The organism is Pokkaliibacter sp. MBI-7, assembly GCF_029846635.1.
In the GTDB taxonomy this organism is placed as follows: domain Bacteria; phylum Pseudomonadota; class Gammaproteobacteria; order Pseudomonadales; family Balneatricaceae; genus Pokkaliibacter.
In genome coordinates, this window is record NZ_JARVTG010000002.1 from 439,191 (window position 1) to 452,690 (window position 13,500).

The 13,500-nt window shown below is 53.3% G+C and carries 11 protein-coding genes, 1 pseudogene and 1 other annotated feature; of the genes and pseudogenes, 6 read left to right on the forward strand and 6 right to left on the reverse strand.

The window, feature by feature from the left end; all coding sequences use genetic code 11:
- Window positions 1-2: 2 nt before the first annotated feature.
- Complete coding sequence (locus QCD60_RS21670; protein ID WP_279788340.1) at window positions 3-749, reverse strand: UDP-2,3-diacylglucosamine diphosphatase; 747 nt, start codon at window positions 747-749, stop codon at window positions 3-5.
- Window positions 749-1,240: a peptidylprolyl isomerase gene (locus QCD60_RS21675; RefSeq protein ID WP_279791050.1), complete on the reverse strand. Its 492-nt coding sequence runs from the start codon at window positions 1,238-1,240 to the stop codon at window positions 749-751. The genes QCD60_RS21670 and QCD60_RS21675 overlap by 1 nt, the downstream gene beginning before the upstream one ends.
- Window positions 1,241-1,631: 391 nt before the next feature.
- Here QCD60_RS21675 and QCD60_RS21680 point away from each other — a divergent pair, with 391 nt between their 5' ends.
- The 5 genes from QCD60_RS21680 to QCD60_RS21700 all read left to right on the forward strand — a co-directional run bounded on the left by QCD60_RS21680 (window position 1,632) and on the right by QCD60_RS21700 (window position 8,473).
- On the forward strand, window positions 1,632-3,311 hold the full coding sequence (locus QCD60_RS21680; RefSeq protein WP_279788341.1) for a glutamine--tRNA ligase/YqeY domain fusion protein: 1,680 nt from the start codon (window positions 1,632-1,634) through the stop codon (window positions 3,309-3,311).
- A 139-nt stretch (window positions 3,312-3,450) separates the two neighbouring features.
- Window positions 3,451-4,842, forward strand: a complete 1,392-nt coding sequence (gene cysS, locus QCD60_RS21685; RefSeq protein WP_279791051.1) for a cysteine--tRNA ligase — start codon at window positions 3,451-3,453, stop codon at window positions 4,840-4,842.
- A 181-nt stretch (window positions 4,843-5,023) separates the two neighbouring features.
- Window positions 5,024-5,665 (forward strand): hypothetical protein, encoded by a 642-nt coding sequence (locus QCD60_RS21690; RefSeq protein ID WP_279788342.1) that lies wholly within the window; start codon window positions 5,024-5,026, stop codon window positions 5,663-5,665.
- A 481-nt stretch (window positions 5,666-6,146) separates the two neighbouring features.
- Window positions 6,147-7,331, forward strand: coding sequence for a PLP-dependent aminotransferase family protein (locus QCD60_RS21695; RefSeq protein ID WP_279788344.1), 1,185 nt, complete (start codon window positions 6,147-6,149; stop codon window positions 7,329-7,331).
- Window positions 7,332-7,534: 203 nt separating this feature from the next.
- Window positions 7,535-8,473, forward strand: coding sequence for an exopolyphosphatase (locus QCD60_RS21700; RefSeq protein WP_279788347.1), 939 nt, complete (start codon window positions 7,535-7,537; stop codon window positions 8,471-8,473).
- Between the two features lie 17 nt (window positions 8,474-8,490).
- On the opposite strand, the gene QCD60_RS21705 is transcribed toward QCD60_RS21700, so the two are convergent.
- The 3 genes and pseudogenes from QCD60_RS21705 to xthA all read right to left on the reverse strand — a co-directional run bounded on the left by QCD60_RS21705 (window position 8,491) and on the right by xthA (window position 11,830).
- Entirely contained in the window at window positions 8,491-9,513 is a 1,023-nt protein-coding gene (locus tag QCD60_RS21705) for a lipoate--protein ligase (RefSeq protein ID WP_279788349.1), read from the reverse strand.
- Between the two features lie 167 nt (window positions 9,514-9,680).
- Window positions 9,681-10,896 (reverse strand): annotated as a pseudogene (locus QCD60_RS21710) (IS3 family transposase).
- Window positions 10,506-10,622, reverse strand: a sequence feature (AL1L pseudoknot). Its footprint overlaps the pseudogene before it by 117 nt.
- A 121-nt stretch (window positions 10,897-11,017) precedes the next feature.
- Window positions 11,018-11,830 (reverse strand): exodeoxyribonuclease III, encoded by an 813-nt coding sequence (gene xthA, locus QCD60_RS21715; protein ID WP_279788351.1) that lies wholly within the window; start codon window positions 11,828-11,830, stop codon window positions 11,018-11,020.
- A 172-nt stretch (window positions 11,831-12,002) separates the two neighbouring features.
- Between xthA and QCD60_RS21720 the strand changes: the two genes are divergently transcribed.
- Window positions 12,003-12,530: a GNAT family N-acetyltransferase gene (locus QCD60_RS21720; RefSeq protein WP_279788353.1), complete on the forward strand. Its 528-nt coding sequence runs from the start codon at window positions 12,003-12,005 to the stop codon at window positions 12,528-12,530.
- Window positions 12,531-12,558: 28 nt separating this feature from the next.
- Here the strand turns inward: QCD60_RS21720 and QCD60_RS21725 are convergent, their stop codons facing one another.
- A complete protein-coding gene (locus QCD60_RS21725; protein WP_279788356.1) occupies window positions 12,559-13,455 on the reverse strand; it encodes a CPBP family intramembrane metalloprotease in 897 nt (298 codons plus the stop codon).
- Window positions 13,456-13,500 lie beyond the last annotated feature (45 nt).

Genomic DNA, 13,500 nt, shown 5'->3' on the forward strand with positions numbered 1-13,500 from the left:
GCTCAGGCTGTTTGGGCTGGCAGCTGGAATGAACGCAATTGCCAGTCAGCGGGGTTGCTGCTGTCGATCCACAGTCCCCAGCCGCGGCTATCCCAGTCACCCAGCACAATACGTTCATGCGGACGGTGCTCAAGAATAATCGGGTGGCGGTCTGGGCGGTGGGTATGGCCGTGAATCATCACTGTTGCCTGATGGCGAAGCAGTGCGTTGTCCACTTCTTCAGGCGTGACATCCATGATGCTTTCGCTTTTGGTTTGTCCGGCCATCTTGCTCTGGTCACGTAGAGACTGCGCCAGTTTGACCCTGTCTGCCAGTGGCATAGCCAGTACCTGACCGATCCAGGCCGGTGATCGCGTCTGCTGGCGGAAGGCCATGTAGGCCGAGTCTCGAGTACAGAGGCTGTCGCCGTGCATCAGGAGCGTCGGGACGCCATACAGTGTGGTAAGAAACTCTTCCGGAAGTAGTGTGGCTCCGGTCAAGGCAGCAAAGCGTTCACCGATCAGAAAATCACGGTTGCCATGCTGGAAGAATACCTGGCAGCCACCGTCGCTAAGGCTTTTCAATGCCTGAAGCACGGGGGCCTGCCAGGGTTGTATCCCGTCATCGCCGATCCAGTACTCGAACAGGTCACCCAGAATATACAGCTGCTCAAGGGCGGCTTTTTCCTGCTCCAGCAGGTCAAGCAAACCCTGAGTGATATCAGGACGATTCGGTTGCAGGTGCAAGTCGGAAATGAACAGGATACTCATCAGGCGATCTCGGCGCTCTCGATAACCACATCTTCTACAGGCACGTCCTGATGACCACCTTTATAAGTGGTGGCAACGGCCTTGATTTTGTTGACTACGTCCATGCCTTCTACTACCTGACCAAATACGCAGTAGCCCCATGCATCCATGGTCTTGGCACGGTGGTTCAGGAAGGTGTTGTTGCTGACGTTGATAAAGAACTGGGCGGAAGCAGAGTGTGGGTCCATGGTACGCGCCATGGCGATGGTGCCAGCGTCGTTTGACAGGCCATTGTCGGCTTCGTTTTCAATCGAAGCGTTGGTTGATTTCTGGGTCATGCCTGGCTCAAAGCCGCCGCCCTGAATCATGAATCCATCGATAACGCGATGGAAGATGACGCCGTTGTAAAAGCCGTCTTTCACGTACTGTTCAAAATTGGCCGCGGTTTTGGGGGCCTTTTCATGATTCAGTTCGATTTTGATGGCACCGAAGTTGGTGTTCAGAATAACCATGCTCATGCTGCAGTCCTGTATGACAATGCCTAAGTTACTCCGCCAGGTACCTGTTCAAACCCCACCTGGTCAGACACACAGGTCTGATGGTGGCAGAGCACGAACGACCTCTGCGGATAACGCCTGAAACGGCCCCAAACAGGGCACTGAAAAGGATGTCCAGGGGACAATCTGTGCGGCACTTTAGCCCAAGGTTCAGGCTTGTGCAAACGGTACTGACCCGTGGAATTCGCCGCAGGGCGCATGGTTGGTGGATTTGCGCGCAGTTTGCGGGTTGCCGGTGAAGGCGTCTGTGTTGTCTAGGGCGGATTGAAACCGTACACTAGGCGACTACTTTTTCTAAGCGCTGGCGACAGGCGCCCGCGCCCTAAAGGACACATTCTCTGGTGCTATGAGCAGCAACGACAATAACGCGCCCAACCATTTCCTGCGTCAGATTATTGATGCCGATCTGGCCTCTGGCAAACACACTAAGATCGTTACCCGATTCCCGCCGGAACCCAATGGCTATCTGCATATCGGCCATGCCAAGTCCATCTGCCTTAACTTTGGTCTGGCACAACACTTCCAGGGCGAATGCAATCTGCGTTTTGATGACACCAACCCTGAGAAAGAAAGCCAGGAGTTTATTGACTCCATCAAGGAAGATATCCACTGGCTTGGCTTCAACTGGGCGGGAGAGGTGCGTTATGCCTCTGATTACTTTGACCAGCTCTACACCTGGGCGGTTGAGCTGATCGAAAACGGCAAGGCATTCGTTTGCCATCTGACGCCGGAGCAGATGCGTGAGTATCGTGGCTCCCTGACTGAACCAGGCAAACATAGTCCTTATCGCGATCGTCCTGTCGCAGAAAGCCTTGCTGAGTTCGAAAAAATGCGGGCGGGTGGATATAAGGAAGGCGAAGCGGTATTGCGTGCCAAGATCGATATGGCATCGCCGAATATCAATCTGCGTGATCCGATCATTTACCGTGTGCGCCACGTTCATCATCACCAGACAGGTGACAAGTGGTGCATTTATCCCACGTACGACTTCACCCACGGTCAGTCGGATGCTATCGAGGGTATTACTCACTCCATCTGTACCCTGGAGTTTGAGGACCATCGCCCCTTGTACGAATGGTATCTGGACAATATCAGCGCACCCTGCAAACCACGTCAGTACGAGTTTGCCCGTCTGAACCTGAATTACACCGTGACTTCCAAGCGCAAGCTGAAGCAGCTGGTGGATGAGCAGCACGTCAACGGCTGGGATGATCCTCGCATGCCGACCATTTCCGGTCTGCGTCGTCGTGGTTACACCGCCGCTGCCCTGCGTGACTTCTGTGAGCGCATTGGCGTCACTCGTAGTGATGGCGTAGTGGATGTGGGTACCCTGGAATTCAGTATTCGTGAGGATCTGGATGCCAAAGCACCACGTGCCATGTGTGTGCTGGACCCGGTCAAAGTGGTTATTACCAACTTCGACGCTGATAAGGTCGAGGATGTGGTGCTGTCGAATCATCCCAAGGATGAAAGTATGGGCACCCGCGTTGCGCCATTGACCCGCGAGGTCTACATCGAGCGTGAAGATTTCGCTGAAGTCGCCCCGAAAAAGTGGAAGCGCATGGCGCCAGAGCAATATGTACGCCTGCGTGGCAGCTATGTGGTGCGTTGTGACGAAGTCATCAAAGACGAGCAGGGTAATGTGGTTGAGCTGCGTTGCAGCTACGATCCAGCATCTGCCGGTGCAAGCACTGAATACAAGGTCAACGGCGTGATTCACTGGGTCTCGGCGAGCAAGGGCGTGAAGTGTGAAGTGCGTCTGTATGATCGTCTGTTCACCGAGGCGGATCCTGAAGGCGACAAGGACAAATCCTTCCTGGAAGTGATCAACCCTGAGTCGCTGGTCGTTACGACCACTGCCTGGGCTGAGCCCAGCCTGACACAGGCAAGCTCGGAGGATCGTTTCCAGTTCGAGCGTCTGGGGTATTTCGTCTGTGATCGCTATGACCACAGCGCTGACAAGCTGGTATTCAACCGCACTGTTGGCCTGCGTGATTCCTGGGCCAAGATTCAGCAGAAAGGCTGAAACCAGTAAATAAGGTGGGATGTATCGCATCCCACTGATCTATATAGGGTGATGAAACGCTGGTTTTATCACCCCTCCTGCGGGCAGAGGTGATGAGCGTCTGCCCGGTTTTATTTAATCCCACGGGGAGACGAAGGTGCTGCAGGTATACAACACCCTCACGAAACGTAAGGAAGAGTTCCAACCCATCGAGCCTGGCAAGATCCGCATGTATGTATGCGGTATCACGGTCTATGACTACTGTCATATCGGTCACGCCAGGGTCATGGTGTCTTTCGACGTTATCACCCGTTACCTGCGTTTCCGTGGCTATGATGTGACCTATGTGCGCAACATCACCGATGTGGATGACAAGATCATCCGTCGGGCTGCAGAGAACGGTGAAAGTGTAGACAGTCTGACCGAGCGTTTTATTCATGCCATGCATGAAGATGAAGATGCCCTGTGGGTGCTTCGCCCTGATCAGGAGCCTCGCGCTACCGGCCATATTCATGACATCGTCGACATGGTGCAGACGCTGATCGACAAAGGATTTGCTTATCAGGGCAGCTCAGGTGACGTGTACTATCGGGTTGACCGTTTTGCTGACTACGGCAAACTGACTAACCGCAATCTGGAAGACATGCGCGCTGGTGCGCGTGTTGAAGTGGCGGAAGACAAGGAAAGCCCACTGGACTTCGTGCTGTGGAAGATGGCCAAAGACGGTGAAGTCAGCTGGTCGTCTCCCTGGGGACAAGGCCGCCCCGGCTGGCATATTGAGTGCTCAGCCATGTCTACCTGCTGCCTGGGCAATACCTTTGATATCCATGGTGGTGGTCCAGACTTACCTTTCCCTCATCATGAGAACGAAATTGCCCAGTCCGAAGCGGCAACCGGGCAGAAGTACGTCAATTACTGGCTGCATGCCGGTGCTGTGCGAGTGGATAACGAGAAGATGTCCAAGTCACTGGGTAACTTCTTCACCATTCGCGATGTGCTGGAGCGGTATAACCCGGAAATCATCCGTTATCTGCTGACGTCGACACACTATCGTAGCCAGATTGATTACAGCGAAGCTTCGCTACAGGAAGCACGGCAGGGGCTTGAGCGTTTCTACAACGCCTTGCGTGGTCTTGACTACGCAAGCAGCGGTGTTGAAGTTGAGGCGGCTTATCTGCAGCGCTTCAACGAGTCGATGGATGATGATTTTAATACCCGGGAAGCACTTTCTGTCATGTTTGATATCGTTCGCGAGATCAATCGTGCACGCAAGGAAGAGGATATTGACCGTGCGCAGCAACTGGCAGGTCAACTGGTCGCTCTAGGGGGTGTGCTCGGTTTGCTCCAGCAGTCAGCCGAGGCGTTTCTGCAGAGCGGTATGGAAGAGGCGGGTATCAGCGCCGAACAAATCGAAGATTTGATCGTGCAGCGGGCCGAAGCGAAGAAAGCCAGAAACTTTGCAGAGTCTGACCGTATTCGTGATTATCTGAAGGATCAGGGCATTATCCTCAATGACAGCCGTGAAGGCACCACCTGGCAGCGCCAAGGCTAACAGCTTCAAAGAGTGAGAGGAAAGGGCAGAGTGATCTGCCCTTTTTTGCGATTTGCGATAACAGTTCAAATCTCTGCCTGGCTGACCATGGACCTATGGGTCGCGAGCTGGCCATTCTTTCAGGCTGGCGCTATGTTGCAGTCTTCCATATGCCACTTATAACAATTCCGAGGTGCAAGCTATGAAGCGTATTCTGGGGATGGCTTTGAGCCTGTTACTGACCGGATGCGCCACCATCATGGATGGCAAGATCAACACCTACGTCAATCCTTACAAGCCCGTGAGCACCAATGGCACGGTGCTGGCGCTGGATGCTGATCTTGAAGGCAAAGGCTATCTGCAATCCTTGTCGCTGACGCTGCTGGGGCGCGGATTCAGCGCTGTATACCCGGTAGAAGAGTTACCTGCCAAGGCGAAGCCTGATTATTATGTGCGACTCGGTCTGAGCAAACGCAGTGAGCCTTACACTGTGCGCGAGCCGCAGTATGGCTACGTCAATACGGGCACCTGGGAGCGTACCTGTACGACAGTGGATAACAAGGAGCGATGTGTCAGCCGTCCGCGTATGGCTTGGGATGTCGTCGGTTACTCCAATGAGCTACGTAACGCCACGCTCTATACGGTTACACTGGCATGGCACGAGCCTGATAATCGTACCGGCGAGCCCATTCTCAAGGTTGTCACCAGTAGCCGCAAGGAAGGTTGCAGTGATGACAAGCTTTATCGCTTCCTGATTACCCAGGCTGCCTTGCGCTTTACCCAAATGCAAAGCAGTGAAAATGATTTTAGTGTGGAGATGCCTGAGGGGTATCAGTGCAACTGATGTTTTAAGCTCATCATGTGGAGCACAGATTGTAGCTGTGCTTCCGATGTTATTTCATGAGTGCGTGTTAACGATCTGCTGTGCGTCGGCCATGCAATGTTTTAAAACGTCGGAGTACTCAAGCAGGGTTACTGCCCTTTAACGCGGTAAAAGGCGCTTCGTCAGCTTCTTTTCGCCTTGTTTGACTCTGCCTGCGAGATGGTTAACGCGTTCCTGGAGCCACGAAATTGTCGTTGGGTAGCTGTTTTGCAGCCCCTGATCTGCTTTTTTATGACAAAGCAATATCTTCTCTTAACAAACGCGCATTATGCCGACAGAATGTCTCTTACTCTGTTGTTAGTTGTGTTTCGCCTGTCCCCGCCATAAGCCTGACTGGTTTGAAGGAGCGCCTGATCGACGCTTTGTGTTGCAACAGATTCCCTCAAAGATCTTGTTAATGAGTTTGCCCTGGCAAGCTCCTACTTATTTTGGGTAATCGTCCATGGAAGCGTTTTTCTCAGACCGTATCAGTAGTGTTAAACCCTCTTTTATTCGTGAAATTCTGAAGGTGGCCAATGATCCGCAGATGATTTCCTTTGCTGGCGGTCTGCCAAATAAGGACTTTTTTCCGGTTGCAGCCATCAATCAGGCATGCCAGACCGTCTTGATGCGTGATGGTGGTGATGCGCTGCAATATGCCGCGACTGAGGGCTATTTGCCGCTGCGGCAGTTTATCGCTCAGCGTTACCTGCAAAAGAATGGACTGGTAGTCAGGCCAGAACAGATCATTATCACCAACGGCTCGCAACAGGCGCTGGATCTGATTGGCAAGGTGTTATTGAACGAAGGTGATGAGGTGCTGGTAGAAGACCCCAGTTATCTCGGCGCACTGCAGGCTTTCTCCGTTTACAAAACGGGGTTTCGGGCTATTCGATTGAATGAGGATGGTCTGGATTTGCAACAGCTGGCAGAGGCCACCGATGATGGCCAGGCCCGGGTGCTTTATACCATCCCCAATTTTCAGAACCCGTCAGGTATCAGCTATTCAGAGGCCAATCGGCATGGTCTGGCTGAACTGGTTCGCAGCCGTAACCTGTTGCTGGTCGAGGATAATCCTTATGGTGATCTGCGCTTTACGGGGGAGAGGAAAAAGCTGATTGCCAGTTTGGTGCCAGAGAATACGGTTTTGCTGGGTTCCTTCTCGAAAACAGTAGTACCCGCATTCCGTTTAGGATGGATGGTGTTGCCTGAGTGGCTGCTGTCAAAAGTGGTTGTTGCCAAGCAGGCCGCTGACTTGCATACCAACAGTTTCGTTCAGCGTGTCTTGTGCGAATACCTGCAGCAGAATGATCTTGATGCCCATGTGGCGCGAATCTGCGAAGTGTACGGACGCCAGCGTGCGGCAATGATCAGGGCGCTGCAGAACTATTTCCCAGCTGACGTGCATTACACCCAGCCGGAAGGAGGGATGTTCCTGTGGTTGACACTGCCAGAAGAGGTTTCGGCGATGGCACTGTTTAACGAGGCTATCAAAGACAACGTCTGTTTCGTACCTGGGCATCCTTTCTACACTGATCGTGATGACAGCCATACCCTGCGGCTAAGTTTCAGCTGTGTTGATGAAGCAACTATCGATGTAGGAATGCGCCGACTGGCAGACGCACTGAACAGGTTAAGCGGCGTTTAACTGAAGAGTGCAATTGCGTGTGTATGTTCATTGTTACCACTGATCTTTTTACAACTGATCTGGTTACAACTGATCTGGTTACGACTGGTGAGGGTAGGGGTAACCCCTTACCTGCTCAGTGCGGTAGTGGCAGTCGGGCGTAAGGTTTACTACGCTCTATTGGCAGAAAAACAATAATAATGCTCACTAAGAGAGCCCGTTCTATGCAGTTTCATGGGTATTACCGATTAATTACTCGCAGTGATTTTGATGGGCTCGCCTGTGCGGTGCTGCTGCGTGAGCTGAATCTCATCGACGATATCCTGTTCGTCCATCCCAAAGACATGCAAGAGGGCGAGGTCGCTGTCAACGATCAGGATATTACGGCTAACCTTCCCTATGTGCCTGGCTGCCATGTTGCCTTTGATCATCATGTCAGCGAGGTCTCACGTTATCAGGGGCTCAACCCTGACAATCTGATACTCGACACTCGGGTTGTGTCCTGTGCTCGCCTTATTTTTAATCACTTTGGTGGTACCAGCCGTTTCGGACGTAGTTTTGACGGGTTGCTGACGGCAGTTGACCAGTGTGCGCTGGGGCATTACACGCAGGATGACATCCTGCATCCCGAAGGCTGGATGTTACTGAATTTTCTGGTAGATCCGCGTACCGGCATGGGACGTTTCAAGCAGTTCAGGGTATCGAATTACAGGTTTATGCTGGATCTGGTTCACTGTTGCCGCTATTACCCCATTAATAGGCTAGTGCAGTTACCCGACGTACAGGAACGTGTGCAGCTCTATCATCAGTACCATGAGCAGGCCATCCAGCAACTGCAGCGTTGTGCCCGGCTGGAGGGTAACGTGGTGGTACTTGATCTCCAGCACGAAGAGGTTATCTACCCTGTCAACCGCTACATGGTCTTTCTGTTGTTCCCGCAAGCCAGGATCTGCATGCACCGCATCTGGGGGCTGCGTCAGCGGAATACTGTATTTACGCTAACCCGGTCGGTATTTCGACCGGGGGGCGAACTCGATCTTGGTCGGCTTTGTCTAGGGTTTGGTGGAGGCGGCCATGCCTATATGGCCACCTGCCAGATTGCGAATGTCAGAGCAGATGAAGTTGAGGTGGAGCTGTTACAAGCTTGCATGCAGGCTGCCTGAGCACTTTTAGGTGCTCGTTAGGCGAGAGCGTGTGAGAGCCAGTTCATCAGCTCGCTGGCCTGTTTGGCAAGATCGGATGAACCTTCGGCCATCTGTGTAAGCGTTGCCGTTACCGCCTGAGGTTCATATCGTTCACCCACCAGACTCTCCGCCCACAGAAGCCAGGGGTCAGGATTGAGCGAATCGCTGAAAAGTTGAGTGTGGGTGATATGGCCTCGTTCTACATTGAGATGCAGATCGACACCACCCCACTCGAATCGCTCACTCAATTCATGATCAAACTGAGGGGCTTGGCCAAAGTTCCAATCCCAGCTGCTCTGCAAAGCAAAGCGCTCATCGAAGCCAGGGAGGTCCAGTGGCCGGTTAGGAGCTATCAGCTCAGTTGCTGCTCGCTGGCCATAGTAGTTGAAGAATGCGGCACTCAGAGCCTCACACAACATGTCATGATCCAGTGAAGGGAGCCACTCCACCATATTGGCCACCCGGGAGCGCACTGAAGTGATGCCCTTGGTTTTGAGTTTCTTGGGATCGGGTGTCAGGTAGTTGGTCAGGCGGTCGAGTTCGGCATCAATCAGCAAGGTGCCATGATGGAAACCACGGTCTGCCGTTTCTCGGTAGGCTGATCCCGATACCTTGCGGGGGCCGTCAGCAAATTCCAGCAGCAAGTCATTCCGACCCGAGGCGTAGCAGGGGATGTCCAGGCTGTGCAGTGCGGTCAGTACGATTTCCGTTGATACGTGGCGGTTGTAGTCTGGCTTCCCGGCCATAAAAGTGAAGTTGGTATTGCCCAGATCGTGGAAAACGGCACCGCCGCCACTTTGGCGCCGAGCCAGTTTGATCTCATCTTCTTCCATTCTGCGGGTATTGCATTCACGCCATGGGTTCTGTGCTCTGCCAATCACCACGGTATCGGCGTTACGCCATAGGAATAATACGCGCTGGCTGGGGCTTAGATGGCGAAATATGGTGTCTTCCACCGCCAGGTTGAACCACGGGTCAGTGGACTCAGAAATAAGCAATCGCAGAGGCGCGGTATCCATCTATTCGTCCCTGAGCAAAAGAAAGGGTAATTAAAGTAACGAAAAGCAGTTCGGCGGAAAAGCGCGCAATAGTCTAAGGAAGAATGGAAATTCGCATTGTTAGATCAGCTTGGCTATTGCGGTCGGTGTGAACCACCCCGAGTTTTGCGGAGGCTGGTTGGTTTGAGTCAAGCCGCAATGGCCTGACTCCCGAGGTTGCGGTAGTAGTTTGCCTCAGCTTCTGCCGGTGGAATATAGCCAAGTGGCTCAAGCAGCCGCTGGTGATTGAACCACGACACCCAATTGAGGGTCGCCAGTTCCACCTCTTCCAGGCTGCGCCAGCGGCGCCGGTGGATCACTTCGGCCTTGTACAGACCGTTGATCGTCTCTGCCAGCGCGTTGTCGTAGCTGTCGCCCTTGCTGCCCACCGATGGCGCGACCCCCATCTCAGCCAGCCGCTCGCTGTAACGCAGCGACACATACTGCGAGCCCCGGTCGCTGTGGTGGATCAGCGCGTTCCGCTCTGGCCGTCGGGCGTATAGCGCCTGCTCCAGCGCATCCAGCACGAAGTCGGTGCTCATGCTGCGGCTCACGCGCCAGCCGACAATGAAACGCGAGAATACATCCACCACGAAGGCCACATACACGAACCCTTGCCAGGTCGAAACATAGGTGAAATCCGGGACCCATAGCTGGTTGGGGCGCTGGGCTACGAACTGCCGATTAACCCGATCCAGCGGGCAGGGCCTGCTTTCATCTCCATGGGGGGTTCGCACCGCCTTGCCCCGGCGTACGCCATGCAGTCCTAAACGCTTCATCAATCGCTCCACCGTACAGCGGGCCACGGCAACGCCCTGGCGCTTGAGCGCACGCCACACCTTGTCAGCACCGTAGACCTGCAGGTTCTCTTCCCAGACCCGCCGAATGTCGTGGCTGAGCGCCTCATCGCGCTTGTCTCGGCGGCTGCGCAGGTCCGGCTGACGTTGTCGTGCAACATGGCGCCGGTAAGCGGACGGGGCAATCTGCAGAACCTTGCAGAGCGGCTCGACCCCGAACCGCGCCCGCTGTTGGTCGATGAACGATCTTATGACTTGAAGCGGCGGTCGAGCTCCGCCTGGGCAAAAAACGCGCTGGCCAGACGCAGGATCTCGTTGGTTTTGCGCAGCTCCCGCACCTCGCGCTCCAACGACCTGATCCGCTCCTGCTCGCGAGTGGTCAATCACGCTGACCCGTATCACGCTCATACTGGCGCACCCAGTTACACAACGTCTGTGGGTTACAGCCTATCTTGCTGGCGATCGATACGATTGCAGCCCACTGAGACTCATGCTCACCGCGCTGCTCAAACATCATCCGTACCGCACGCTCACGGACTTCAGGGGAAAACTTGCTGTTCTTTTTCATGGCTCCATCTTCTCAAAAGTTGGAGCCTCCGCGAAAGCCGGGGCGGTTCAGTGGAGGTAAATGCAGGGCTATATGAAGGCTGGCTACCGAACCGGTAACCAGCAATAAGATGAGATCAGAGTCAGGCAAATGTTGCCCAGATTGGGCAGTGATCCGATGGCTTTTCCATTCCGCGAATATCGTAATCAATACCGGTTTCCTGCAGTCGTGCCATCAGTGCAGGCGTTGCCAGAATGTGATCAATACGCAGGCCGCGCTTGGGTTCGTCTTCAAAGCCTTTACTGCGATAGTCAAACCAGCTGTACAGATCGTCCCGTTCGGGATTGTGCTGGCGCCATGTATCTTGTAAGCCCCAGCTCATCAGCAATTGATACCACTCACGTTCTTCTGGTTGAAAGCTGGTTTTGCCAGTTTTTAGCCAGCGTTTACGATTCACTTCGCCGATTCCGATATCGGTATCCTGAGGAGAAATATTGAAGTCGCCCATGACGACTAGCTGCTCTGCAGACTGATGGTGGCTGGTCAGATACTGCTGCAACTGTGCATAGAATGCGCGTTTGGCAGGGTATTTGACCGGGTGGTCGACGCTTTCTCCCTGTGGGAAATAGCCATTGAGTACGGTGACAGCCTGGCCGGTTGCATCGGTAAAGGTACCAATGATCATGCGCCTCTGACTGTCCTCACTGTCATCAGGAAAGCCTCTGAGCAGCATTGTTGGCTCGTGTCGGCACATGAAAGCAACGCCGTAATGACCTTTCTGGCCGTGGTGATATACCCGGTAGCCCAAGGCTTCTACCTCGGCCAGAGGGAACTGCTCATCCGCTACTTTTATTTCCTGCAGGCCAATGACGTCGGGTTGGTGTCTGTTGATCAGCTCTTCAAGTTGGTGCAGTCGAGCGCGGATACCGTTGATATTGAAGGAGATGATCTTCATGTCGTGATGTCTCTGTCTGATCTACAAGTAGGGGCGAATTCTAGCCTATCAGTCTCGCTTGTTCAGTTACTTTGTTCCTGTGATCACGCCAGTTGTACTGACTAGGCCGCTGAACGGCAATCGGATTGAAGGTTAGAATTGCGCTCTTTTTGGGTTGAGCGGGTTGTATGAAATGAGTGGCTTGGTGATTCGCCACATGCTGCAGGACGATATGCAGCAGGTTATTCGGGTGCAGGCGGACTGTTATCAGAATGTAGAGCCAGAAGATCTGGTCGTGTTAGAGAATAAGCGCAGTCAGTCCCCTGGTACCTGCTGGGTTGCTGAAGTGGATGGAAGTGTCGTGGCTTATCTGATCTGCCATCCTTGGGACAAGTATGGGGTGCCAGCTTTGAATGCTGCATTGGATATTGCCAGCAAACCACATGACGTTTTTTACCTGCATGATCTGGCCGTCAGTGTACGTGGCCGTGGAAGGGGGGTAGCGGACACGCTGGTCAACAAGGCGCTGCAGAAAGCTCGCACCGATGCATTTCAGTATGCCCGGCTGGTTGCAGTGCAGGGTGCGCGATCTTTTTGGCAGCGCTATGGTTTCGCTACTGAGCCACAGAGTGCGCAGGTGTTGCAGGAAAAGCGTGAACAGTATGGGGATGACGCATTTGTCATGGGGCGGGTAGTAGAGACTTTTCCTGAGGTGTACTGACAGTATTGCGCTGCCAGTACATCGGACGCTATACAGCGACAGGGTAAGTAAATCCGATAAAGTGCAGAGTATTGAGCAGCCAGTGGGTCAATATTGCCATTTCAAGGCTGCCACTGCATTGATATACCCACGCATATCCCACGCCAGCTACCGTAGCTATTGCTATATAAGACCCACCTCCTCCCGCATGGGCGAGTCCAAACAGGCAGCCGGTTGTTACTATGGCCAGTACTTCGCCATGTCGCAGGTGACGTAACCTTTCATACAGCTGATTGTGTACCACTATTCGGAAGAAGCACTCTTCTGTCACACAGGTAAATATCAAATTGATGGCGAGAAACGTCATGGCGTAGGGCGGAACAGCGGGTAGCCAGTGTATCAGGCCAACGTTTGCAGCGAGCAACATGGTCAGCGTCAAAGTGGTTAACAACGGCAGCCAGGCTTTGACGAGTGCTGTACGCCATTGGTTCAGATTTCGTAGTAGTGCTGGTTTAAATGCAAAAAGAATAATCCAGGCGATCCACGGTTTGTCGAAGTTTAGCCACAACGAAAAGAAGGCACTGTCTGGCTTGAGTTGTTGATGTTCGATCACGGCAAGATTGTTGAACCCTGGTAGGACGTGTAAAGAAAGTGCAATGGCTAAAAGACTGAATATTGAGATCAATAAAAGCTGTCTGTAGCGGCTGAATTTAACTGAAAGAATGGCAAGGCCCAGCAGCACTAATAAGGTTGCCACTCCCGTCGTTAATATCGTGTCGCATAGCGATGCTGTACACAAAGCCATCAGGGCGGTAATGATCATCCAGCGGCGTGGGTGTTGCAGTAGCCAGGCGCAAAGCAAACTGATGGCGAGAAGTAAGTAGCTGACAAGAACCATGGTATGTATCAACGGTGACCACTCTGATAATTGGATGATGTTGATCAAGTGCTTATTCCCGAGCGTTGCGCTGAACTCAAGCACTGTTGCATC